Here is a 24,248-nt window from a genome sequence, read left to right on the forward strand (position 1 = left end):
CAGTAGCGGTACCGCCGCCAGCCCGGTGATCTTCCACTCAGACCGCGGCTGCCTGGCCGCTACACGTGAAAGCGGGACAAGCTCACCGCGACCTACCGGCGGCGGCACACCACCAGGTACTGGTTCGGCAGCGTCTTGGGGCAGTCGTACACGTTCTTGATCTGCCTTGTCACCTTCGGGTCGATCCGCGTCAGCGGGAACCAGGAGCGTTGCAACACCGCATAGCCCGCCGGGTTATCCGTGATGCAATGGTCGTTCTCCTTGGTCGACTTAAGGTTCTTGACGTCGGGCACCAACTTCACCCGTTGCAGGAAGGTGGGGATCGGGTACCGGCACTGCGCCGGGTGCTGGACGAAGTAGGCCACGTCCCCGAAGGCGAGGTACAGCACCGGCGCGCCCTCGGGGACCTCGCGGTTGACCTCGGCAGCGTCCGCTTCCCTTCCCTCGGTCAGCCTCCAATAGTCCGCGTTCGTGGACTGCACGTGCCCGCCACTTGCCAGGTGCGGTGACCCGGGCCAGATAGGCGCGGCGAGGCAGACGACTCCAGCCAGGGCCACCAGGGGCACGGCTTTCTGGCGCCGCTTCGGAGTGGGAAGGGGTGCCCGGCGACGGGCGACAAGCAGGTCGGCCAGCGCCGCGACGAGGGCGATGCCGACTGCCAGCCAGACCGTGCCCACGTTCACCAGCGGCTTGAGAGTGCTGTCCGCGAACGGGACGAGCGCGGCCAGCAGCACTGTGACAGCGATGAGGAACAGCGGCGGCCGGCCGTGCGCGGCGTATGACCGCGCGACAGCCAGGCCCCAGAGCCCCGCGGCACAGATCGGCAGCGCCGCACTGTGGTAGATGAACCAGTTCCCTTGGAAGGCCACCGCAGCGATACAGCCGAGGACGATCAGCACGGCCAGCGCCGCCCATTCGGCGCGTCTACGCCGGCTGACCTGCCGGGTCAAAATCAGCACCATCACCAGCGCGGCCGGCAGCAGGGCGACGATCGGGCTGAGAAGCATTCGGTCGGCCAGATATTCGATGCTTCGGTGTAGTACGAACCCCGGGTCTAGCGCCTGCCTGGCAAGCGACGCCTTGTTCATCTGGGGCATGTCGCGTGCCCATTGCAGTTCGTGTGAGCCCGACCAGAAGCTGAAGCCGAGAAGCACCACCCCGGACACCGCTGTGGCGACGGCGAGAAGGACCGCCCGCATCCTGTCGGCGGCGAAGACCACCAGCAGCGCCATCATGGCCACGGCCGCGGTGGAGTACTTCATCATGACCGCCAGACCCAGAGGCGCGGAGGCCACGGCTGCGCCCACCCACGGCCGGTCGAACCTGAGGACCAGGGCTACGGCCAACACCGAGAGCAGTGTCGCGGTCCATTCCGGCTGCAGGTAGTCGTTGCGGGGAGCGAGCGCCAGGCACAGCGCCACCATGGCGGCCGCCAGCGTCGCGTCCCGGGGCCCGAGACGGCGCTTGAGTCCCGAACGCAGCAGCAGGCCCACGACCACGCACAGGGCGACCCCGGCCAGTCGGATGACCATCTCCCCTACCATGAGCGAGTCCGGCGTCAGCGCGTCCAGACCGGCGATGAACCAGCGGTAGAAGTACGGCCGATGGGTGAAGGTCTCCGACGGCGAGAAGCCGGCGGCCCCGCCGGTGCGCAGGCACGCAAGGACGTACCTGATGTCTCCGGTCAGTTGGGCGGTCGCCACGGAGAACCCGAGTAGTACGCATGTGACGAGTGCGGCGCTCAAGCTCGTCGGCCGGAGGAGATTGCGGGTGCCGCGAGGAAGCCTGAGGAAGCCCGAGTCGTTCACACGCGGAACTTACCAGCATGGCACTATGCCCCGTTATCGGGTCTATTAGGGACATCCATGATTCACGCTTCCTTCATCAATCGTCCACTGGTGCGCTCGCATCCAGCTCAAAAGCTTTACTTCTGAGGTCCGACGCGGTTCCGGGACCCGGCACAACCGAGCGGGACCGCCTTCTTGGCCGACCAAGTACGTGATCACTCCCGACGTAGCCCTTCGCCTGGCCCACACGCGGAGCTCGCCCTTGTTCAAGTGTTGCCCAACTCCTGAATTGTGGATCTCCGTACGGATAGGGCGGAACGAAAGGAGCACACGGACGCGTCGGTCGAGACGCAGGTGGGGGCACGTTCGATGAAGATCGACCTGAGTGGGCGCACCGCGCTGGTCACCGGGTCCACCTCCGGGATCGGTGAGGCCACCGCGGAGGCGCTGGCGGGTTCCGGCGCCGACGTCGTGATCAACGGCGTGAGCCCCGAGCGCGTCGCGGAGGCCGCGAAGCGGCTCGGCGTGCGCGGGATCGCCGCCGACGTCGGCACCGCGGACGGAACCGCGACGCTGACCGAGCAGCTGCCCGACGTCGACATCCTGGTCAACAACGTGGGGATCTACACCATCCAGCCGGTGTTCGAGATCACCGACGACGAGTGGTTGCGGATCTACCAGGTCAACGTGTTGTCCGGGATACGGCTGGCGCGGCACTATGCGCCGAGGATGGTCGGCCGCGGGTGGGGTCGGGTGATCTTCGTCAGCAGCGAGGTGGGCGTCCAACCCCCGACGAACATGATCCATTATGCGATGACGAAGACGGCACAGCTGGCGCTGTCACGCGGGATGGCCCAGCAGGTCGCCGGCACCGGGGTCACCGTGAACAGTGTCCTTCCGGGGCCGACCCTCAGCGAGGGCATACGGAAGATGTGGGCCGACCTCTATCCCGGTCTCGATCCGGCCGAGCAGGAACACAGGTTCGTCAGCCAGGGCCGCACTGCGGGTTCGCTGCTGGGCCGCCTGATCAGGCCCGAAGAGGTGGCCAACCTCATCGCGTACGTCGCGTCGGATCAGTCCTCGGCCACGACCGGCGCCGCGCTCAGCGTCGACGGCGGCATGATCCCGACCATCCTCCCGTGACTTTCATCGCCGTTGAGAACCGCCAACACGTCGCAATCCCTGCATTGTGGATCTTTTTGTGGATATCGCCAGGGAAGCGAAGGAACGTAACACGCAGAAAGGGTCGCCGGCATGAGCATCGAGTTCCTGCCCAGCCCTCTGGGCTTCGGCAGCGCGCCGCTGGGCAACATGTACCGGGCCATCCCGGAGGAGGAGGCCATCGCCACCGTGCAGGCCGTCTGGGACCACGGCATTCGTTACTTCGACACCGCCCCCTTCTACGGCGCGGGCCTGGCCGAGAGCCGGCTCGGACAGGTGCTCACTGCACATCCGCGCGACGAGTTCGTCCTGAGCACCAAGGTCGGCAGGCTCATCCTGGATGAGATCGAAGACCCCGCGGCCCGTGGTCTGGGCGAGAAGGGCGGCCTTTTCGAGCACGGCCGCCCCAACAAGATCGTTTACGACTACAGCGCCGACGGCGCCCGCCGATCGATCGAGGACAGCCTTGAGCGGCTCGGCCTCGACCGCATCGACATCGTCTGGGTGCACGACGTCGCCCCCGATTTCCACGGCGACGAGTGGCCGGCCGTCTACGACCAGGCGCGCACCGGCGCCTTCCGCGCGCTGCAGCAACTCCGGGACGAGGGCGTCATCAGGGGCTGGGGCCTGGGCGTCAACCGGGTCGAGCCGCTGGAGGTCACCCTTGAGCTGGACGAGCCGCGACCGGACGCCTTCCTGCTGGCGGGGCGATACACCCTGCTGGACCACCGGCGCGCTCTGCAGCGGCTCATGCCCGAAGCTGTAGAGCAGAACGTCGACATCGTGGTCGGCGGCCCTTACAGTTCCGGAATCACGGCCGGCGGGGACCACTTCGAATACGAGGAGGCGTCCCGAGCCGTCGTGGACAAGGTGGAGCGCATCAGGGCTCTGTGTGAGCAGTACGGCATCAGCGTCAAGGCCGCCGCGCTCCAGTTCTCCCTGGCCCATCGCGCCACCCGGGCGGTCATCCCCGGGTCCTCTCGGCCCAGCCACGCCGCCGAGGACGTCGCCGCGATCGGCGAGAAGATCCCGGTGGAGTTCTGGACGGCCCTGCGCCAGGAGAGCCTCATCGCGCCGGATGCCCCCGTGCCCGCCTCCTGACTTCCATCGGCAGCCGGCGACAAGGTGCATGAGACCGTGGTGTCCAGCGGCCTGCCGATGCAGGCACTTCAGGAAGGCGTGGCATGAACCTGGGACGGAAGATCCTCACTGCGGCGCCGGTCGGTTTCGCCGCCGACGGCACCCTCGATCTGGCGGCATCGCGCCGCATCCTGCGCTTCGTCGCGGCCAGCGGAGTCGACGGTGCGTTCACCCTCGGGACGACCGGCGAGTTCCCCTCGCTCGAACGCGCAGAACGGCGTGCGCTCGTCGAACTGGGCGCGGAGGAGCTGGGCGGGGTGGAAAACGTGGTGCACGTCGGCGCGTCGAGCGCCCGCGAGGTGCTCGACCTGATCGGGGACGCACGCGGCTGCGGCGCACGCTCGGTCGCCGCGATCACGCCGTACTACCTGCCGACGACGGACGCGGCGGTGCTGAACTTCTTCGAGCAGATCAGCGCGGCGGCGGACGGGATGGACGTCTACGTCTACGTCTTCACCGCGCGCACGGGCGTCGTGGTCAGTGACGACCTGCTGGCTCGCATCGCCGAGCTGCCGAACGTGCGCGGCGCCAAGATCAGCGATGAGCCGCTCTCCCGGCTGGACCGTTACCGCGCCGCCGTACCAGACGACTTCGACCTGTTCGCCGGGGCGGACGCGTTGCTGGCGGCCACTCAGGAGCACGGATTGGCCGGGGTGATCTCCAGCGTCGCCTCGGCGTTCCCCGAACCGTTCGTCCGGCTCAGATCGGCCTTGGCGCAGAGCGACTCGACCGCGGCGGAGGCGGCGCAGAAGCAGGTCGACCACGTTGTGGACCTGACCGCCGGCAACCCGGCCCGGTTGAAGGCCGCCCTGCGGATGCGCGGGATCGACGCCGGCTACACCCGCATGGCGGTGGAGCAGCCGTCGGACTCGATGCTCGCCGAGTTGCGCAGAGCGGTCGAGAAGTATGCGTGAACCACGTCAGCCCGGTCCGCGCATTCGCCGATCATCAGATGATGCCGGCCGATCGGCAGGCGCCGGATGTGGACAGCGGTTGCCTCAGCCCCTGCGCAGCTTTGGGTCGACGGGAATTGAGGGATCTGGCCAGCGGTTATGCGCGTGGTAAAGAGATTCCACACCTTGAGGTGAGTCCGATCCATGGACGTGCGTTCTGACGCAACGGTGCTGTTCGGCGTGACCGGAGACCTGGTCTCCAAGAAGCTGTTCCCGGCGTTGTACGAGCTGACCCGCCGCGGCCGGCTGGACGGGCCGGTCATCGGCGTCGCCCGCTCCCCCTGGGACGACCAGCAGCTCGTCACCGCGGCTCGTAAGTCGATAACCGAGTCCGGCGGCGTGATCGATGAGGACGTCTTCGACACCCTTGCGCAGCGGTTGACCATGATCTCCGGCGATTACGCCGATCCCGCGACCTACCAGCGGCTCGCCGACGCGCTCGACAGCGCGCAGCGGCCCGTGTTCTACCTCGCCATCCCTCCGGCGGTCTTCGGCGCGGTCGTGCAGGGCATCGCCGGCGCCGGTCTGGCTGAGCGCGGCCGGGTCGTCGTGGAGAAGCCGTTCGGCCACGACCTTGCGTCCGCCCGCGCACTCAACGACACCCTGCGCGGCGTGTTCGCACCGGACCGGATCTTCCGCATCGACCACTACCTCGGCAAGGAGCCGGTCGAAGGCCTCAGCGTCTTCCGGTTCGGCAACCGGCTCTTCGAGCCGCTCTGGAACCGGGAGCACATCGACAACATCCAGGTCACCGTCGCCGAGAGCTTCGGCACGCAGGGCCGGGCGGGCTTCTACGACAAGGTAGGCGCGACGCGCGACGTGCTGCAGAACCACGTGCTGCAGATCGTCGCCCTGCTCGCGATGGAGCCGCCGGCCGGAAGCGACCCCGAAAGCTTCCGTGAGGCCGAGGTCGCGGTGCTGCGGCAGGTCGCTCCGCTCTCGCCGGACACGACCGTACGCGGGCAGTACGCCGGCTACCGCGACGAGCCGGGCGTGGCGCCGGACTCGCACGTCGATACGTTCGTCGCCACCCGGCTGACGATCGACAACCCGCGCTGGTCCGGGGTGCCGTTCTTCCTGCGCACCGGGAAGCTCCTGCCGAAGAACGCGACCGAGGTCGTCGTCGAGTTCAAGCAGCCGCAGCAGACCCTGATCCCGGCGTCCGGCTCGGTCGAGCCCGCGGCCAACCTGCTGCGTTTCCGGCTCGGGCGCGCCGACGGCATCACGATGTCCCTACAGGTCAAGAACCCGGGCGTCGAGGTGACGGGCCGGCCGGTGGATCTGTCGGTGAACTTCGGCGACGTCCTCGGACCGCGGCCCGACGCCTACGAGCGGCTTCTCGACGACGCGATGGACGGCCGGCACGTGCGCTTCGCCCGCGAGGAGCTCATCGAGCAGGAGTGGCGCATCGTCGAGCCCGTCCTCGACCTGCCCGGCGACGTCCTCACCTACCAGGAGGGGGCGTGGGGGCCGGACGAGGCGAACCTGCCCGCCCAGGGGTGGCACACGCCCATCGGCTGATTACCGCCGACCCACGACCCGGCGGGTGCCCCGCCGGGTCGTGTTCGTTTCCTCACATCACCAGCCCTGCAGGCCGGCGCCGTACGGATAGAGCGGGTTTCCGTAGGTGCTGGGCACCGGTTGCCCAGCGTCGATCTTCGCCCGGATGTCGGCGCGTTCGGCGGCGGTGGCGCCCAGGTCGTACGGGATGTTCCAGTCCTCCACGGCGTCCGCGAGCACGTCAGTGCCGCCTGGCCTGAGGATCTGGTCGACACTGCGCGGGAGTTGCCAGGGCAGCTTCCCGCGCGGGGTGTAGTCGCCGAACAGCAGGCTCGCCGTGGCGGGCCCGACTTCCTCGCCGCCGCGGTAGGTCATCACGATGGCGTCGGCCAGGCCGTACCAGTCGGTGATCACGGTGGGACGGGGCAGGTCCATGACCACGACGACCGGGATGCCCTGGTCGTGGAAGTTACGGATGACGGCGACCTGGTCGGCGGGCAGGTAAGGCTGCTCCTTCACCCATGCGGTGCCGTGGGTGTAGGTCGGCTCGCCGACGGCGACGACGGCGAGCTTGGGTGCAGGCCCGGTGTCCTGGTAGACGTTGACGCCGGCCGTGGCCGCGCGTGCCTTGATCGCATTGAGCAGGTTGAGCGAGCCCTGCTCCTCGTGGAAGTAGCTGGTCCAGATGCAGCAGGCGGTGCCGTCGGTGGCGCGGGGGCCCGCGACCACGATGTTGTCTCCCGCCTTGAGCTTGATCGGCAAGGCGGAGTTGGTGTTCTTCAGTAGCGTGATCGACTCGCGCGCGGCCTGGTTGGCCAACGCGACGTAGGACGGCTGGTGGAACCGGTACGGACCGTTCACCGGGTCGCCGTACGGATGGTCGAAGATGCCGAGCTGGAACTTCAGCCGCAGGACGCGGGTGACGGCGTCGTTGATCCGGGCGACGGGCACGCTGGAGATGAAGTTCGCCATCGAGAAGCCGGCCGTGCCCGGGTCGGCGCCGCCCATCACGTCCGATCCGGCGTTCGCCGCGTTGATCCAGGCGCCGTACGGCAGCCAGTCGGTGGTGATGAGCCCGGTGTAGCCCAGGTTGTTGCGCAGGTAGTCGAGGATCGGCTTGCTGTCGCCCGCGCCGGGGCCGCCGGGGTCGAGGTAGGAACTGCCCGCGTAGCCGGGCATGATGTTGACCGCTCCGGCGTCCATCGCGGCCCGGAACGGGATCATGTGGTACTTGATGGTCACCGCGTCGAAGGTGATGCCGGCCTCGCCGCCGGCGCCCTCCCCGGGCCAGTGCTTGACGGTCGCGAGGACCGAGCCCGGGTTGAGCTCGGGGCCGCCCTGAAGGCCCGCGACCAGCGCCCTCACCTGGGCCGCGGCGACGTCCGCGTTCTCGCCGTTGCCCTCCTGGATGCGGGGATACAGGACTTTCGTGCCGACCTCGGCGAGGGGACCGAGCACGCCGCGTGCGCCGACCTCGAGTTCCTCACGCCGCTGCATGTCGCCCAGCTTGTAGTCGAGCGCGTAGTCCTTGCCCGCCGCCAGGGCGCTCTGGAGCGGATAGGTGGTCTGGTATCCGGCGATGGTGTCGCCCGCCGAGACGGGCGGGATGCCGAGGCGGGTGCCCGCCGCGCCGAGCAGCACGTTGTGGAGGTCGGCCGGAAGCGCCGGGCCGAAGTGCCACCCCGATTGGGGGTAGGTCTGGGCGACGTAGAACATTTGGTACGCCTTCTCCTCGGTGGTCATCCTGCCGAGAAGGTCGTTGACGCGGGTCTCGACCGGCTGACGCCAGTCCTCGTACGGCTCGATGGTGCCGTTCTTGTTGAGGTCGCGAGCGCCGCCCACGATGTTCACGCCGTCGGCCACGGCCTCGATGTCGGGCAGATAGACGCTGAACGTGCGGATGTTCGACGTGGTCGTCGCCCCGGAGCCGCTCACCGCGACGACGAACCACTTGTAGGTCCAGCGATCGGTGATGTCCCAGGTCGGGGTGTAGGTCGGGCTCGTCGTCTCGGCGACCTTGGTGTAGAGGTCGAGGAGTTTGCCCGGTGCGGTGAAGTCGTAGTCGGTGCGGCTGACGTTGATCCACACCTCGTACCGCGTAGTGCCCGGCACGGCAGCCCACGACAACGCCGGCCGGCGTGTGTTCGTGATCATCGCGCGGTCCGCGGGGGCCGCCAGCGCGAACTGGCCGGTGGTCGCGGGAGCCTTCGTGGGCCGGGAGAGCAGGGGCGCGGTGGCGGCCGAGGTGTCCACCGTGCCGAAGACCTGGAACTCCCAGAGGGAGTAGCCGTAGCCGGTGGCCCGGGCCGTGCCGAAGAACCGCACGTAGCGGCCTCTGCCGGACACATTGAGGTTCTCGACGCCGCCCTTGCCGGTAGTCGTGGTGTAGATCGGAGTCCACGTCGTGCCGTTGTCGGACACGTCGATGTGATAGCCGGTGGCGTAGGCCGACTCCCAGTTGAGCGTCACGCCGGTGATCGTCGCGGAGCCGCCCAGGTCGACCTGCAGCCACTGGTTCTCGGCGAACTGGCTGGACCAGCGGGTGTTGGTGCGTCCGTCGAGTGCGGCGGCCGGGGCGTTGCCGCCCTCCCACGAAGAGGCCGACACCTGCTTGAAGGCGGAGATCGGCGTCACACCGGGATTCCCGGGATCACCCGGTCCACCTGGTCCGCCGGGGCCTCCCGTGTCCCCGGTGTAGACGGCGAATTCCCACAGGGAGTAGCCCCATCCGGTGGCCCTGGCCGTGCCGTACATGCGGATGTAGCGGCCGGTTCCGGTGACGTCGAGGGTCTGGGTGCCGCCGGTGCCCGTGGTCGTGGAGTAGACGGATGTCCAGGTCGTGGCATTGCTGGACGTCTGGATCTGGAAGGCCGTGGCGTAGGCGGTCTCCCAGGTCAGCACGACCTGCGAGATGTTCGCCGTACCGCCGAGATCGATTTGGAGCCATTGCGGGTCGGCCGCGGCGCTGGACCAGCGGGTGCCGGGGTTGCCGTCGACGGCGGCCGACGCCGGGGTTCCGGCGTTCTCGGTCGAGGACGCGGTGGCCGTCTTGCCCTGCGACAGCAGGGAGGCCGCCGCGCCGGCCGGCGTCGCCAGCGTGACCGCCGCACCACTGAAGATCAACGTCAGTACGGCGAAGGCCGCCACCAGGAGGGAAGGGCGCCCTGGGGGTCGTGTGGCGGGACGGGTCGGGGGCTCCATGCGCATCTCCTCGTTCGGACGGGTCGCGACCCGGGGAAGCCGCGCCTGCTGAGGGGCCGTGATGCCGGGGCAGGCCGGGAGAGGCCGCGAAGGGCTTGCGGAGGGGGTCACGACATGCCGCCGCCGAAGTGCCGGTCATGTCTCGTGGAAGGTGGGAGAGCGCTCTCCCGCGAGAGTGATCGTGGTCGACACAAGTGTCAAGATGTCGGTTAGATCACCGTTGGATAACGAAGCTGGGGATGCTGTAGTTCGTGAGGATGTCGGCGTCTTTTCCGTGGTGTTTCACATGGACTCCGATGCCGCACTGGTGATCAGCAACAGGCCGACCTTGCGGAGACGATCAGAGTCGTCCGCCACGTCCTGAGAGTTCCAATTGGGGTAGCGAACCCCTATCCGTACCGCAGTCGCGCCTTCGATCTCATAGCAGCGAAGCCCACGTCCCTCAGGCAGATCAACGTCCCGTTGCCACCAACAGGCACACGGCCTGACCCATCCCCGCGAACCATCGCCGTCTTGGTCACACGGAGGCGTCACGGAGAGAGGGCCGGCGCCGGAGAATCGGCGTTCAGGCCGATGAAGATCCCCAGACTGAGCAGCGGCGCCGTCTGCGGCGTGGCCACCGGCGCGGGCAGGATGGTGGCCTGCTCCGTCACGACCGGCTCCGGTGTCGGTGTGGATGACGGGGTGACTTCGATCGTCTTCTCCGGGGTCATCACGATGACCTTCTGCTTTATGTTGCAGACCTTGGTGTTGCGGCACAGCGCGTTCTGCACGGCGGTCGTCCCATCCGTGGAGGAGCTCGACGTGTGCTGGTAGCCGTGATTTTCCGTGGCAACAGTGGGGCCGTCCGCACCGGTCGGGTCGCCTCCGGTGTCAGAACCCGCGGCGGTCGTACGCGGCGGCTTCGGCGTGGCCGCACCGGCGGAGATCGGAGCCACGATCGCCACGAGAGCGGCCGAGGCGGAGGCGCCGACCAGAAAACGTGTCGCGGCGCTTTTCATCCCGCGTGCCCTGCCGTCACTCTGGCACATCATCGTCCGCCCCCCGCTGAATCGGCCTCGCGATCTCAAACGACGGCCAGCTTACGAGCAGGTCAGGCGGGGGACATGCCGCTGATATGCCGGGGCGCACGTTATTGCCGCATGATTCCCAGCGCCCGGGAGACGGCTGGTGGATCACGTGCGAAGACATTGACCGCGGTGAGCAACCATTTCGGGCCGCCGCCGCGTCACCACCCGCGACGCGAGAGCCGCATCTTCTGCTTGATCTTGCAGAAGCGGAAGCCCTTCCTGCACAGGCCGTTCTGCGTGTTCGTGTTCTCGCTGACGCTGTTCACCTGCTGAACGCCCACGACGGTGGTCGGGCTGTTGATGGCCGGTGCGTTCTGGTTGTGCTGGCCCTGGTTGCGGCTCCACACCGGCCCGTTGCCGTTTCCGGTGCCGTGACCCTCGTTGGGGTCGGATGCCATCGCGACCTGCTGAGGTGCGGCGACGAACCCGGCGATCGCGACGACGGCCACGGTCAGCGCCGCGCGCCGCATGCCGACGACCATCGCAGCGAGCGGATTCCCCGCAAGAGAACCTCTCATCGCGCGCACCCCCCAAAGGCCCAGACGTCAGTGACGTCAGGCTGCATACCCTCTGGTGGTGCGGGGACCCCCGCGCGGAGGTCTATGGCGGAGATGATTACCGGCTCTTTGTCGTGTATCCGGACGAAGATCAGCCGGCGTCTCTTTCGATGAATTCGAGCCGGTTCCCCACCGGGTCGTCCGCGTAAAAGCGACGGTGCCCGGGGAAGTCGCCGTCCCAGACGACCTCCACCCCGCGGCCGGCCAGGCGTTCGGCGAGCTCGTCCAGGCCGGTGACGCGGATGCCCGGATGCGCCTTGCGCGCGGGCCGGAACCCCTGCTCCACGCCGAGGTGGATCTCCAGGGTGTCGGCGCGCACCCACAGTCCGCCGCGGGCCTTGAGCGCAGGAGGCTTGTCGATCTCGAGCATGCCGAGCACGCCCACGTAGAACGCCCGGCACTCCTCCTCGCTGTCCTTCGGGATGGCCAGCAGCACGTGGTGCAGGCCGTAGCCGTACGGGGACCGGTGGTCGGGTCCGTATCCCTGGGCGGAGATCGGGTGCTCGCTCATGGCGCCTCTCCTCGATCGTTCGTGTGGATCAGCCGAGATCATTCTGGCGCGTGTCGACAGCTCGGGTGCCGAACACCGAGACAGAGCGTCGCAAGCGTTGGCGGGCGGGGCCGTAAATGAGTTGCCGGGCGGCTGCCCGGACCCCCAATGTGTGCGGCGTGAACGACACGTTGATCGTTGTCTCGGCCGCATCGGGGGCGCTCGGTCGCCTGGTGATCGGCGATCTCGTCTCCCGCGTTCCCGCCGGGCAGATTGTCGCCGCGGTGCGCGATCCCGGCCGTACCGCCGACCTCGCCGGCCGCGGGGTCCAGGTGCGCCGGGGCGACTACGACGACGCGGGCAGCCTGCGGGAGGCGTTCAAGGGAGCCGCCCGCCTGCTGCTGATCTCGTCGCCCGAGCTCGACCCGGGCCGCAGGATCGCCCAGCACACGGCGGCGATCGAGGCGGCGGGCGAGGCCGGGGTCTCGTCGGTCGTCTACACGAGCGTCCTCGGCGCCGACGTGGGCGACACGGGCGTCGCCGAGGCTCACCACGCCACCGAGCGGGCGATATTCGCCTCCGGCCTGCCGTACACGGTGGTGCGCAACCCCTTCTACAGCGAGGCGTTCATCAACGCGGGCCTGCGCGAGGCCGTCGCGTCGGGGGAGCTGACCAGCGGCACGGGTGGACGCGGACTCAACACCGCCCTGCGTGCCGATCTCGCCGAGGCGGCGGCCGTCGTGCTCACCCAGGACGGCCACCTGGGCCACGCCTACGACCTCACCGGCCCGCTGTGGACTTATCCACAGCTTGTGGACGTGTTGTCCGAGGTGGCGGGCCGCCCGGTCTCCTACCGGGGGGACGCCGCAGTCCCCGGCGCCCTCGGCTGGCTGCACGGCCAGGCGCGGGCGGGGATGCTCGAGACGCAGACGGACGACCTGGCGCTGCTGCTGGGCCGGTCCCCCACGACCCTCAGGCAGGCCGTCGCCGCGGCCCTCAGCGCTCAGATCAGATAGCGCACCCACAGGTACGGCATGGCGATCGCGACGGTGATCGCGGCCACCACCAGGCCGTATTTGGTGAACTCCCAGAAGCTGATCCTGGCGTTGTTGCGTTCGGCGAGGCCGAGGATCACCACGTTGGCCGACGCGCCCACCGCCGTGGCGTTGCCTCCGAGGCCGGCGCCCAGCGCGAGGGCCCACCAGAGCACGGTGGCGTCTCCGGGGGTGTTGTGGACGAGGTCGGACACGATGGGGCTCATCGTGGCGACGTAGGGGATGTTGTCCACGATGCCGGACAACGCGGCCGACGCCCACAACAAGACCATCGTGGTGAGGCCGAGCCTGCCGGTCGTCACCTCGGCGGCCGCGGAGGAGATCCGCTCGATCACGCCCGTCTCGACGAGCGCGCCCACCATCACGAACAACCCCGCGAAGAAGACGAGCGTCGGCCATTCGACCTCGCGGATGGCGTCCTCCGTGGTCACCCGGGTCACGAGCACCAGCAGTCCGGCGCCGAGCAGGGCCACGACGGACGGCTCGTAGTGCAGCACGGGATGCAGGACGAACGCGGCGACCACGACGCACAACACGGCGATGCTCTGGGCGAGCATGCGCCGGTCGCGGATGGCGGCCTTCTCGTCGAGCCGCATGATCTCGGCGGCGCGCTCCGGATCGTAGACGAAGGACTTCCTGAACATGACCCGGCACAACCCGACGAAGACGACCACCAGCACGACGACGAGCGGCGCGAGGTGGATCAGGAAGTCGTTGAAGGTGAGCCCGGCCCGGCTGGCGATGATGATGTTGGGCGGGTCGCCGACCAGGGTGGCGGTGCCGCCGATGTTGGACACCATGGCCTCGGCGATCAGGAAGGGCGCGACCGGCAACCCCAGGCGCTCGCACACGAGGAACGTCACGGGCGCGATCAGCAGCACCGTGGTGACGTTGTCGAGCAGGGCCGACGCCCCGGCGGTGATGATCAGCAGGAGCACCATGAGGCGGAACGGCCGGCCTCGGGCGCGCTTGGCCGCCCAGATCGCCAGATATTCGAAGACGCCCGTCTGGCGGAGCACGCCGACGATCACCATCATGCCGAGCAGCAGGAAGACGACGTTCCAGTCGACCCCCGAGTGCTCGGAGAAGAACGCGGAGCGGGATGTGGTCGCGTGCAGGAGCAGCATGATCGCCGCCCCGCCGAGGGCTGTCTTGACCCGGTGGATCTTCTCCGTGGCGATGAGGACGTAGGCCCCGACGAAGACGACCGTCGAGGCCCAGGCGGTCCACGTCATGTGCCGACCAGCCGGTCCATCAGCGCCTGGAGGGTGATCGCGCCGAGGAGCTCGCCGCCGTCCACGACGGCGACGACCGGGCTGTGGGTGCGCGCCATGAGGGCCGCGACCTCCAGGAGCGTCGCGTCGGGGTCGGTCACCGGCAGTTCGCGCGGCCGCCCGGGCAGGGAGTCGCGCACCGTGCGCTCCCCCAGGGCGCGCAGGAACGTGTCGGCGTGCGCCTCGTCGATCACACGCGCGAGCGCCGGATCGTCCTGGCAGTAGCGCGGCACCGCCAGCCTGAGCACCTGCGTGCCGGGCAGGATCGAGAAGGGCCGGCCCCGCTCGTCGAGCACGATCAGGCCGGGCAGGTCCTGGTCGGCGAGCAGGCGGGCCGCCTGCTCGACCGGCAGGTCGAGGGTCACGGTCGGGAAAGGTGCGACGAGATCGTGTGCGCGCATATCGCTCACCCGCTCACGGAGCACGGCTGTGCGGCATCCATCAGTCGGACTCCTGCCGTTGACGACACTTTCCGCCGACCAGACTTCCCGGCACACCTTCGACGTGTTTTACCCGCCGAACCAGCTTTCGATCAGCATCTGCTCGGCACGGGGCAGCCGGCTCGTGCCGACGGAGGAGAGCGGAATCAGACGGCCCGTCGCGGGCGGGTCGCCGGCCAAGGGCGCGGCGAAGGCGAATCGCCTGCCCAGCCTGCCGTCCAAAGTCACGTAGTCGTCCGCGCCCGCGAACTCCGCGTCTCCCTGAGCGAGCTCGGCTACGGCGTCGGCCAGGCTCCGGCCGTGCCGTACGACGAGGGACGGCAGGCGGTCGGCCTCGCCGTCGGAGAGCACGAGCACGTGCCCGGCCCGATGCGCGATGAGCGTCACCGACGTCTCCGCGAACCCGGCTCGTACGGCTTCGGCCTCCAGGTGGGCGGCGACGGGCAGGGCCCAGCCGTGGAGGGAGAAGCCGGGGGCGTCCCTGACGGCCTCCACGCCCGCCCGCGCGTAGGGCACCGTGGCCGACGGCAGGTCGTCGACGGGGAACCAGCCCAGCTCGGCGCACTTGTGGGGCTCGGCGTTGACCGGCGTGCCGTGGACGGTCTCGGCCACCAGGAACATCCCGATCCGCGCCGTGCCGCCGGGGTTGCGGTGATGCATCACGTGGGCCACGGTCAGGCCGGAGACCTCGACGCCCAGCTCTTCCCTGGCCTCCCTGGCCGTCGCCTCGATCACCGACTCCCCCTCTTCCAAGTGGCCCGACGGCATGATCTGCCACTCGCCGTCCGCATAACCCGTGCCCTGGCGGCGGCCGAGGAGCACCCGGCCCGCGTCGTCGAACAGCAGGAGGTGCACGTCGACGACCGGGCGGTAACGGCCGGGGGCGTAGGTCGCCGCGTCCAGCAGCGCGGGCAGCGTCTCGGCGTTCTCCGTGAGGAAACCGGCCAGCTCCGGCGGCACCAGGTTGAGGTCGGCGGCCTTCTCCGGGCGCACCCGGACGATCTCGTGGACCCCGGCGGCTGGATCGAGGAACTCGGGACCGCTCCGCCGGGTCAGGTCCATGCTCACGAGCCGGCAGGCGTAGAAGGCGCTGAGCCTGCCCGGCTCGGCCACGGAGAACACCCTCAGCGCGGGGCCGGCGACCGCGCCCAGCTCCTCGTCGAGCTCGCGGCGCAGGGTCGCCTCCGGGCCGGCGTCCGACGGCTCGACGCCGCCTCCCGGCGTGATCCAGTACGGCTCCACACCCGGCCTGATCCGCCGGAAAAGGATGATCTCGTCGCCGTCGAAGAGGATCGCGCGGACGCTGTGCCGTACGGGATGCATGTGCTCATCCTGCTGCATGCCCACCCCCGCGTCGGTCCTGACCAGCAGAAGGTGAGAATCGGACGGGGGGATGATTTATGCGGATCGCGGTTTTGGGGATGGGCAGAATGGGCCGGGCGCTAGCCGAGCGGCTGCTCAGGCAACACTTCTCCGTCACGGTCTGGAACCGGTCCCCGGGCAAAGCCGCCGATGTGCTCGACGAGGGCGCGACCTTGGCGCCGTCTCCGGCCGAGGCGGTCCGGAACGCACAGGCCGTGGTGCTCTCCCTGGCCGACGATCACGCCGTCCACGCGGTCATGGAGCAGGTGGCCGAGGCCGCGTCGGGCCGGGACGACCTTGTCGTGGCCGACACCAGCACCGTCTCCCCTGCGACGTCGCGGAGCCTTCGTGACCTGGCGCCCGGCGGGAGATTCGTCGCCGCGCCGATCCTCGGCGGCCCCCTCGACGTCGTGCTGGGGAACGCCAGGACGCTGCTCGGCGGCGACCGTGTGGCCGTCGAGCGGATCACCCCGATCTGGCGGGACGCCTTCGCCTCCTTCACCTACTGCGGTGACGACCCCGGCTGCGCGGTCACGCTGAAGCTGCTGAGCAACTACCTGCTCATGTCCAACATCGTGCTGGTCTCGGAGATCGTCGCCACGGCCGAGGCCGCCGGGATCGACCGCAAGGCGTTCCGCGAACTGCTCTTCAAGTGGCCGTCCGTGCCGCCCCTGCTCCACAACCGGCTGGACGACATCATCGGCGGCGATCACGCCGGCTGGTTCACCACGCTGCTCGGCGCCAAGGACGTACGGCTCACGCGGGAGATCGCGGAGTCGCACGGCCTCGTGCTGCCGCTGGCCCACCTCGTCGAGCGGTTGTACGAGGAGGCTGCCGACGAGGGCTGGGCGGACTCCGACGTCGCCGCCGTCGTGGAATTGGTCAGGCGCGGCACACGCTGACCAAGTGACGTGTGCTACTCAAGTGCCGTATTCGCGAGATCAGGAGAGATGACATGGCGGACATGACCTATCGCCGGCTTGGAGACTCGGGACTCGTCGTCTCGACGGTCGGCCTCGGGGCCAACAACTTCGGCCGCAGGATCGACCTCGATGCCACGCGGGCCGTCGTGGACGCCGCCTTCGAGGCCGGGGTCACCCTCATCGACACGGCCGACAGCTACGGCGAGTCGGAGACGTTCCTCGGCGAGGTGCTGAAGGGGCGCCGTGACGAGGTGGTGCTGGCCACGAAGTTCGGCTGGGACACCGGCGGCGCCAACGGTCCCGACTGGGGGGCCAGGGGCTCGCGGCGGTACATCAGGAAGGCCGTCGAGCGGTCGCTTCGCCGTTTGCAGACCGACTGGATCGACCTCTACCAGTTCCACAAGCCGGACCCGTCGACGCCGCTGGAGGAGACGCTCTCGGCGTTGTCCGACCTGGTCCGCGAGGGCAAGGTGCGGTACGTGGGCTCATCGAACCTGGCCGGCTGGCAGGTCACCGAGGCCGAGTGGATCGCCCGGACCGAAGGGCATGAGCGCTTCATCAGCGCACAGAACGAGTACAGCCTGCTGAACCGCGGCGTGGAGCGGGAGCTCAGTCCCGCGCTGGTCCACCACGGCATCGGCCTGCTCCCGTACTTCCCCCTGGCCAACGGCATGCTCACCGGCAAGTACCGCCGTGACCAGACCAGGCCCGAGGGCACCCGGCTGGCCGACCGTCCCGAGTACCTCACCGACACCCGGTTCGACGTCGTCGAGGGGCTGGAGGCGTTCGCCGAGCGGCAGGGCGTCACCCTGCTCGACGTCGCCATCGCCGGCCTGCTCGCCCAGCCCGCGGTCGCCTCGGTGATCGCAGGCGCCACCAAGCCGGAGCAGGTCAAGGCCAACGCGGCCGCGGCGGTCTGGGTTCCGGACGAGGCCGCGCTGGCCGAGCTCGACGAGATCGCGCCCCGCCCCGCCTGACATCTAGGGCCGGGGCAGGTTGCGGAGGTTGCTGCGTGCCATGTTGACGACCTCGTCGGCCTCCCCGGCCAGCACCAGCTTGGTCATCGCGAGGGCGAATCCCTTCACCTGCTCCTTGCGGATCTTGGGTGGCATCGACAGGGCGTTGGGGTCGGTCAGCACGTCGACGACGACCGGCCCCTTCGTCTGGAGGGCGTCGCGCAGGCCCTCCCGCACGTCGCCGGGGTCCTCGATGCGCAGGCCTCCGATGCCGGCCGCGGCCGCCAGGGCGGCGAAGTCGGGGTTCTTGAGAGCCGTCTCATACGGCGGATAGCCCGCGACGAGCATCTCCAGGGCGACCATGCCCAGGGAGCCGTTGTTGAAGATGACGACCTTCACTGGCAGGTCGTACTCCGCGAGGGTGAGAAGGTCGCCCAACAGCATGGCCAGGCCGCCGTCCCCGCACATGGCGACGACCTGCCTGCCGGGGGAGCAGATCTGGGCGCCGATCGCCTGTGGCAGCGCGTTGGCCATCGACCCGTGCACGAACGAGCCCAGCAGGCGCCGCCGTCCGGTGGCGCTGATCAGCCGGGCCGCCCAAACCGTGGACATGCCGGTGTCGGCAGTGAAGACGGCGTCGTCGGCGGCGAACCGGTCGAGTGTGGCGGCCACGTGCTCCGGATGGATCGGCCGCCGGTCGCCGACCTCCTCGGCGTAGGAACGCAGCCGCCCGACGAGCTCGTCGTGCCTGCGGAGCATGCGGTCGAGGAAGGACGTGTCGGACTTCTCGACGACCTGGGTGAGCAGCGCCCGCACGGTCTCCCCCGCGTCGCCCCAGACGCCGAGGTCCAGCCGCGACCTGCGGCCGAGCCGCTCGCGGCGCACGTCCACCTGGACGATCCTGGGCTCCGTCGGCATGAACTGGGTGTACGGAAAATCCGTGCCGAGCAGGATGAGCAGATCGCACTCGTGCATGGCGTCGTAGCAGGCGCCGTATCCCAGCAGGCCGGACATTCCCACCTCGAAGGGATTGTCGTAGGCGATCCAGTCTTTGCCGCGCAGCGCGTACCCGATTGGCGCCTTGAGCCGGGCCGCCAACGCGATCACTTCGTCGTGGGCGCCTGCGACGCCGCGCCCGCAGAAGAGCATCACCCGCTGCGCCGAGTCGATCATCTCGGCCATCTCCTCCAGCACGGAGTCCGACGGCCGCGCGGCGGGCTGCTGCTCCAGCCGGTACGGGTGCTCCAACTGGGCGGCCGCCGCCGGCTCGTCGGCCACGTCGCCGGGCAGCACCACGACCGCCACGCCGTCGTTGCCGATGGCCTCCTGGATCGCGATCTGGGCGACCCGCGGCATCTGCTCGGGGTGGCTGACCGTCTCGCAGTAGTGGCTGCACTCCTGGAAATAGAGCTTGGGGGTGGTCTCCTGGAAATAGGACGTGCCGATCTCGGTGCTGGGCACCTGAGCGGCCAGGGCGAGCACGGGCGTCATGCTGCGGTGCGCGTCGTAGAGACCGTTGATCAGGTGCACGTTGCCCGGCCCGCAGCTCCCCGCGCAGGCGGTGAGCCGTCCGGTGAGCTGCGCCTCGGCCCCCGCGGCGAAGGCGCCCACCTCCTCGTGGCGCACGTGCACCCAGTCGATGCCGTCGTGCCTGCGGACGGAGTCGACGACGGGATTGAGGCTGTCCCCGACCACGCCGTAGATCCTCCGCACACCCGCGGCCATCATGATCTCCACGAACTGGTCGGCGACCGTGCGTCTGGCCATGGCGACGACCTCCCCCTGGGTCCGGCGCGACGTGAGGTCTTTTCCCGAGTCTCCCATTTCTCCTATTTGTGCAGGTCGGTGGCGTCCAAAATCTCCCCGGGCCCGGCCGGGTCGTCCGTACGGAGGGGAACCCCGAGAGGGGGAGGCGGTGCGGCGTGAAGGTCGGCGTTGTGGGAGCGGGCGCGGTCGGCGCGGCCACCGTGTTGTCGCTCATCGAGCGCGGCGGGATGTGCTGCGAGATCGTTCTGATCGACCTCGACGCCCGGAGGGCCGACGGAGTGGCGGCCGACATGCGCTACGCCACTCCCCTGTCCCCGCTCGTCGAGGTGCGCAGCGGCGGCTATGACGACCTGGACGGCGCCGCCGTCGTGGTGATCACGGCGGGGCTGAACGAGAAGGCGGGGGGCGCCACCGACCGCTCCGACCCCGAGGGCCGGTTGCGGCTCATCGCGGCCAACGCGCGGGTCTACGCCGACGTCGTGCCTCGCGTCGTCGCGGTCGCGCCGGAGGCGGTGCTCATGGTCGTCACCGACCCGCCCGACCCGCTGGCCGACCTCACCCGACGCCTGGCCGGCCACGACCGGGTCTTCTCCACCGGCACGCTGATCGACAGCCTGCGGTTCCGCGTGCACCTCGCCGACCGGTTGCGGGTGCGGCCCAGAGACGTGCAGGCCATGGTGGTGGGCGAGCACGGCACCTCCGAGGTGCTCCTGTGGTCGTCGGCGTCGGTCGGCGGCACGCCCGCGCTCGACCTGCTCGCCCGCTGCCCCGAGCCCGTCGACCAGGTGCGGCAGGACATCGAGAACGACATCAGATACGCCAACATCACGATCATCGAGGGCACCGGAGCCAGCCAGTACGGCATCGGCGTCGTCTCCGCGCTGCTGGTCGAGGCGGTGTTGCGCGACGAGCGTGCCGTTCTGCCGGTGGCGGCCTACTACCCGCCGTACGGTGTCACCCTCTCGCTGGACAGCGTGCTCGGCGCCGGCGGGGTGCAGCAGATGTTCATGCCCGCCATGAACGAGGGCGAGCGGGCCGCCCTCGAGCGCAGCGTCGCCGCGCTGAAGAAGGCCGCCGACCGGGCCCTGGCCGTACTGCGGGAATGAACCGGTTGGCCGAAACCTGGCCCTCCGTTGGGTTACGGCTGACCTGCGGGCCCGTCCCCACGAAATACCGTGAAAGGCATCCAGGGGGAGAGGGCCGACATGACGGAATCCGGGTTTTCCGGCGCCTCGCGCTACCTGCCGATCTCCGATCACGGACTCATCGGAGATCTCCGCACGGCGGCGCTGGTGGGCGTCAACGGCACGATCGACTGGTACTGCTGCCCGCGTTTCGACGCCCCGAGCGTGTTCGGGTCGATCCTCGACGCCGACCGCGGAGGCTCGTTCGAGCTGGCCGCCTGCGTGCCGTCCAAGACCAAGCAGTTCTACTTCCCCGACACCAACGTCCTCATCACCCGGTTCTACGCCGCCGACGGGGTGGGGGAGATCCAGGACTTCATGCCCGTCGAGGACGAATCCCGCGAGATCGACCGGCACCGCCTGATCAGGCGGGTGCTCTGCGTGAGGGGAGCACTGCCCTTCCGCGCGCGGATCGCCCCCCGGTTCGGCTACGGGACCGAGACGCATACGTTGTCCTTCAGGGGCGACCGCGCGATCTTCCAGTCGCCGTCGTTGTCACTCATGCTGACCGCCAGCGTGCCCATGGAGGGAGACGGCACGGACGTGCGGGCGGAGTTCAAGCTCCTCGAGGGAGAGTCGGCCGTCTTCGCCCTCGACCGGTTGTGCGACGAGGTCGCGGTCAAGACCTGTGCGCTCGCCGAGGCCGAGGAGCAGTTCGCCGCCACGGTGCGGTTCTGGCGGTCCTGGCTGGCGGGCTCCCGCTATCGCGGCCGCTGGCGCGAGATGGTCCACCGGTCGGCGTTGACGCTGAAACTGCTCACCTACGCCCCGACCGGGGGCATCGTGGCCGCCCCGACGACCAGCCTCCCGGAACGCGTCGGCGGTGAGCGCAACTGGGACTACCGCTACGTGTGGATCAGAGATGCCGCGTTCTGCGTGTATTCGCTGCTCAGGCTGGGCTTCGTCGACGAGGCCGAGGCGTTCATGGACTTCCTGACCTCCAACGCCACCATGTCGAGCTCCGGGCCCGCGGGGCCTCTGCAGATCATGTACGGCATCGACGGGCGGCGCGAGCTGCCGGAAACCGAGCTTGGCCACCTGGAGGGCTACGAGGGATCCGCCCCGGTGCGCACGGGGAACGGAGCCGTGGACCAGCTCCAGCTCGACATCTACGGCGCGCTCATCGACTCCGTCTACCTCTACGACAAGTGGGGCAGGCCCATCTCCAGCGACCGCTGGGACCAGGTCTGCATGATCGTCGACTGGGTCTGCGACAACTGGGACCAGCCCGACGAGGGCATCTGGGAGACCCGCGGGGGACGCAAGAACTTCGTGTATTCACGGCTGATGTGCTGGGTCGCCATCGAGCGGGCCATCCGCATGGCCACGCACCGCGGCCTGCCCGCCGACCTCGCACGCTGGCGCGTCGCCCGCGACGACATCTACCGGCAGATCTTCCGGCGCGGCTGGTCGGCCGACCTGCAGGCGTTCGTCCAGCACTACGACGACGACGTGCTTGACGCGGCCGTCCTCATGATGCCGCTGGCCAAGTTCGTCGCGCCCACCGACCCCAAGTGGTTGTCGACCCTCGATGCGCTCGGGAACCGGCTCGTCTCCGACTCGCTGGTATACCGCTACGACCCCGCGGTCAGCCCCGACGGAATCCGCGGTGACGAGGGCACGTTCTCGATCTGCTCGTTCTGGTACGTCGAGGCGCTGACCCGTGCCGGGCGGCTCGACGACGCCAGGCTGGCCTTCGAGAAGATGCTGACCTACGCCAACCATGTGGGCCTCTACGCGGAGCAGATCGGGCACACCGGGGAGCAGCTCGGCAACTTCCCCCAGGCGTTCACCCACCTCGCGCTGATCAGCGCGGCGTTCAAGCTCGATCTCGCGCTCGGCTAGGCCGCCACGCCGGTCAGGATCAGCCGAGCCGGTCGGTGATCTGGGCGATCTCGGCCCGCTGCGTTGTGACGATCTTCTTGGCCAGGTCTCTGGTGCCCGGGTGCGTGCCCGCGCCGAGCACCTTCTCGGCCATCGCGATCCCCGAGTCCAGGTGCTTGGCCAGCACGGTCAGCCAGAGCCGGTCGAAGTCGGCGCCCGACCTGCCCTCCAGCGCCAGGATCTGGGTCTGCGAGATCATGCCGGGCATGTCGTGCCCGGAGCCGAGGTCGCCCGACGGCACGGGCTTTCCCCACGAACGCAGCCAGCCGGACATCACCCGGATGTCGGCCGCCTCGTTCTCGGTGATCTCGCGGGCGAGTTTCCGCACGTAGGGATCGGAGCCGCGGTCCGAGGCGAGAGCGGCGATCTGGATCGCCTGCCAGTGGTGGGGGATCATCTCCTGGGAGAACCGCACGTCGGCGTCGTTGCCCGCCTGGCCGGCGGCCGCGTTTCCGGCCTGGCCGGCGGCGTACGGCACGGCCGCGGGATTCGCCGGGCCGGCCGAGCCCGCGCCGGCGGTGGCCGAGCACGCGGCGAGGGTGAGCGCCACGGCCGGGATCATGAGCGCTGTCGTCTTCATCGGAGCCCGTCCTCGTTCATGCGGGGAAGTCGCTTCGATGGCAGGTACGCGGGGGCGTCGCGGCGGGGTTCATCCGGTGTGGACGCATGGGCGCCGATCGTCATGGCCGTCATGCGCGACGATTCGCGCGGAATTTCTCCGGGCGGCATCCGGATTCCCCGGCTGGAATTCGCCGGAACCGCGTTTTCCGAGGGTTCGCTGTGTGATTTCACAACGAATGGATTTGCTTTTTAAGTGGCCGGCCGAGTTTGGGTATGCGCGCTCAGAGGCGGCCGGTGATGCCGATCCCCGTGACGACGAAACCGGCCCAGACCGCCTTGCCCCTGGGGTGCAGCGGCGTCCAGCCCCACGTGTGGCTCACCGCGGCGACGACGTGCAGGCCGCGTCCGCTCTCGGCGACGAAGTCGGGCTCGCGCGGCATCGGGGGGTCGTCGCTCGGATCGGTGACCATGCACACCACCGACTCCCGGGAGCGGAAGAGGAAGAGTCGCACGGGATGGGGATCGGCCGTCATCCGGCGCAGGCCGTGGCCGACGGCGTTGGCGACAAGTTCGCTGACTGCGAGTGAGGCGTCGTCGGCGATGTCCGACATGGACCACGTCTTGAGCACGCTGGTCGTGAAGTGCCGTGCCGTACGAGCTGCGGTGATGTCGCGGAGGCACTCGTGGGCGGCGACCTCCAGTTCGCGCTGCCCGCCCGGGCGCTCCACGGCCTCCCACGGCCAGGCGCGGCCGATGGGAAAGGCCTGGTCGGCAGTGGTGAACCACTCGTCCCAGCGGTCACCTTCGGCTTCCGCGAGGGAAGTGCCGTCCGTCCGATAGCCAGTCATCCCGAGCCCTGTGAGGTCCATGTGAGGATTGTGATGAGTTGAATAGGTTAGTCATCATGGCCCGTATTGACACACCTATGCAAGTGCGGATGCACGTGCAGCCTCACGTGTCACCGGGGCCGTATCCTGTCGGGA

General features: G+C 69.2%; 20 protein-coding genes. 9 read left to right on the top strand and 11 right to left on the bottom strand.

Going from position 1 to position 24,248, the window contains the following annotated elements; translation table 11 throughout:
- Positions 1-92 precede the first annotated feature (92 nt).
- Positions 93-1,808 (bottom strand): ArnT family glycosyltransferase, encoded by a 1,716-nt coding sequence (locus Pth03_RS31120; RefSeq protein WP_203948006.1) that lies wholly within the window; start codon positions 1,806-1,808, stop codon positions 93-95.
- A gap of 348 nt (positions 1,809-2,156) precedes the next feature.
- Here Pth03_RS31120 and Pth03_RS31125 point away from each other — a divergent pair, with 348 nt between their 5' ends.
- The 4 genes from Pth03_RS31125 to zwf all read left to right on the top strand — a co-directional run bounded on the left by Pth03_RS31125 (position 2,157) and on the right by zwf (position 6,562).
- Positions 2,157-2,930, top strand: coding sequence for an SDR family NAD(P)-dependent oxidoreductase (locus tag Pth03_RS31125; RefSeq protein WP_203948007.1), 774 nt, complete (start codon positions 2,157-2,159; stop codon positions 2,928-2,930).
- A 111-nt stretch (positions 2,931-3,041) separates the two neighbouring features.
- Positions 3,042-4,049, top strand: coding sequence for an aldo/keto reductase (locus Pth03_RS31130; RefSeq protein WP_203948008.1), 1,008 nt, complete (start codon positions 3,042-3,044; stop codon positions 4,047-4,049).
- 83 nt (positions 4,050-4,132) lie between these two features.
- On the top strand, positions 4,133-5,002 hold the full coding sequence (locus Pth03_RS31135; RefSeq protein WP_203948009.1) for a dihydrodipicolinate synthase family protein: 870 nt from the start codon (positions 4,133-4,135) through the stop codon (positions 5,000-5,002).
- Between the two features lie 183 nt (positions 5,003-5,185).
- On the top strand, positions 5,186-6,562 hold the full coding sequence (gene zwf / locus Pth03_RS31140) for a glucose-6-phosphate dehydrogenase (RefSeq protein ID WP_203948010.1): 1,377 nt from the start codon (positions 5,186-5,188) through the stop codon (positions 6,560-6,562).
- Between the two features lie 57 nt (positions 6,563-6,619).
- On the opposite strand, the gene Pth03_RS31145 is transcribed toward zwf, so the two are convergent.
- The 4 genes from Pth03_RS31145 to Pth03_RS31160 form a co-directional block, all read right to left on the bottom strand.
- Entirely contained in the window at positions 6,620-9,742 is a 3,123-nt protein-coding gene (locus Pth03_RS31145; RefSeq protein ID WP_203948011.1) for a discoidin domain-containing protein, read from the bottom strand.
- Between the two features lie 530 nt (positions 9,743-10,272).
- A complete protein-coding gene (locus tag Pth03_RS31150; RefSeq protein ID WP_203948012.1) occupies positions 10,273-10,515 on the bottom strand; it encodes a hypothetical protein in 243 nt (80 codons plus the stop codon).
- A 455-nt stretch (positions 10,516-10,970) separates the two neighbouring features.
- On the bottom strand, positions 10,971-11,330 hold the full coding sequence (locus Pth03_RS31155; protein ID WP_203948013.1) for a hypothetical protein: 360 nt from the start codon (positions 11,328-11,330) through the stop codon (positions 10,971-10,973).
- 130 nt (positions 11,331-11,460) lie between these two features.
- The gene (locus Pth03_RS31160; RefSeq protein WP_203948014.1) at positions 11,461-11,880 is read right to left on the bottom strand and encodes a VOC family protein; all 420 of its coding nucleotides are present in this window, start codon (positions 11,878-11,880) and stop codon (positions 11,461-11,463) included.
- Between the two features lie 158 nt (positions 11,881-12,038).
- On the opposite strand from Pth03_RS31160, the gene Pth03_RS31165 reads away from it, so the two are divergent.
- On the top strand, positions 12,039-12,875 hold the full coding sequence (locus Pth03_RS31165) for an NAD(P)H-binding protein (RefSeq protein ID WP_239119493.1): 837 nt from the start codon (positions 12,039-12,041) through the stop codon (positions 12,873-12,875).
- Here the strand turns inward: Pth03_RS31165 and Pth03_RS31170 are convergent.
- The 3 genes from Pth03_RS31170 to Pth03_RS31180 form a co-directional block, all read right to left on the bottom strand.
- The gene (locus Pth03_RS31170) at positions 12,863-14,149 is read right to left on the bottom strand and encodes an ArsB/NhaD family transporter (RefSeq protein ID WP_203948015.1); all 1,287 of its coding nucleotides are present in this window, start codon (positions 14,147-14,149) and stop codon (positions 12,863-12,865) included. The two genes, Pth03_RS31165 and Pth03_RS31170, sit on opposite strands and share 13 nt — an antisense overlap.
- Positions 14,146-14,589, bottom strand: a complete 444-nt coding sequence (locus Pth03_RS31175) for a CBS domain-containing protein (protein ID WP_203948016.1) — start codon at positions 14,587-14,589, stop codon at positions 14,146-14,148. The genes Pth03_RS31170 and Pth03_RS31175 overlap by 4 nt, the downstream gene beginning before the upstream one ends.
- Positions 14,590-14,697: 108 nt before the next feature.
- A complete protein-coding gene (locus Pth03_RS31180; RefSeq protein WP_203948017.1) occupies positions 14,698-15,969 on the bottom strand; it encodes an NUDIX domain-containing protein in 1,272 nt (423 codons plus the stop codon).
- Positions 15,970-16,028: 59 nt separating this feature from the next.
- On the opposite strand from Pth03_RS31180, the gene Pth03_RS31185 reads away from it, so the two are divergent.
- Both Pth03_RS31185 and Pth03_RS31190 read left to right on the top strand, forming a co-directional pair.
- Positions 16,029-16,892, top strand: coding sequence for an NAD(P)-dependent oxidoreductase (locus Pth03_RS31185; RefSeq protein WP_275413252.1), 864 nt, complete (start codon positions 16,029-16,031; stop codon positions 16,890-16,892).
- 53 nt (positions 16,893-16,945) lie between these two features.
- Positions 16,946-17,890: an aldo/keto reductase gene (locus Pth03_RS31190; protein WP_203948019.1), complete on the top strand. Its 945-nt coding sequence runs from the start codon at positions 16,946-16,948 to the stop codon at positions 17,888-17,890.
- A 3-nt stretch (positions 17,891-17,893) separates the two neighbouring features.
- On the opposite strand, the gene Pth03_RS31195 is transcribed toward Pth03_RS31190, so the two are convergent.
- Positions 17,894-19,693 (bottom strand): pyruvate dehydrogenase, encoded by a 1,800-nt coding sequence (locus tag Pth03_RS31195; RefSeq protein WP_444544181.1) that lies wholly within the window; start codon positions 19,691-19,693, stop codon positions 17,894-17,896.
- 98 nt (positions 19,694-19,791) lie between these two features.
- On the opposite strand from Pth03_RS31195, the gene Pth03_RS31200 reads away from it, so the two are divergent.
- Together Pth03_RS31200 and Pth03_RS31205 are read left to right on the top strand one after the other, a co-directional pair.
- Positions 19,792-20,742 (top strand): lactate/malate family dehydrogenase, encoded by a 951-nt coding sequence (locus Pth03_RS31200; protein ID WP_203948020.1) that lies wholly within the window; start codon positions 19,792-19,794, stop codon positions 20,740-20,742.
- Positions 20,743-20,841: 99 nt separating this feature from the next.
- On the top strand, positions 20,842-22,665 hold the full coding sequence (locus Pth03_RS31205; protein WP_203948021.1) for a glycoside hydrolase family 15 protein: 1,824 nt from the start codon (positions 20,842-20,844) through the stop codon (positions 22,663-22,665).
- Positions 22,666-22,684: 19 nt separating this feature from the next.
- On the opposite strand, the gene Pth03_RS31210 is transcribed toward Pth03_RS31205, so the two are convergent.
- Both Pth03_RS31210 and Pth03_RS31215 read right to left on the bottom strand, forming a co-directional pair.
- Positions 22,685-23,284, bottom strand: coding sequence for a DUF305 domain-containing protein (locus tag Pth03_RS31210; RefSeq protein ID WP_203948022.1), 600 nt, complete (start codon positions 23,282-23,284; stop codon positions 22,685-22,687).
- 262 nt (positions 23,285-23,546) lie between these two features.
- A complete protein-coding gene (locus Pth03_RS31215; RefSeq protein ID WP_203948023.1) occupies positions 23,547-24,134 on the bottom strand; it encodes an ATP-binding protein in 588 nt (195 codons plus the stop codon).
- Positions 24,135-24,248: the final 114 nt, after the last annotated feature.

Source organism: Planotetraspora thailandica (assembly GCF_016863335.1).
Taxonomy (GTDB): Bacteria; Actinomycetota; Actinomycetes; order Streptosporangiales; family Streptosporangiaceae; genus Planotetraspora; species Planotetraspora thailandica.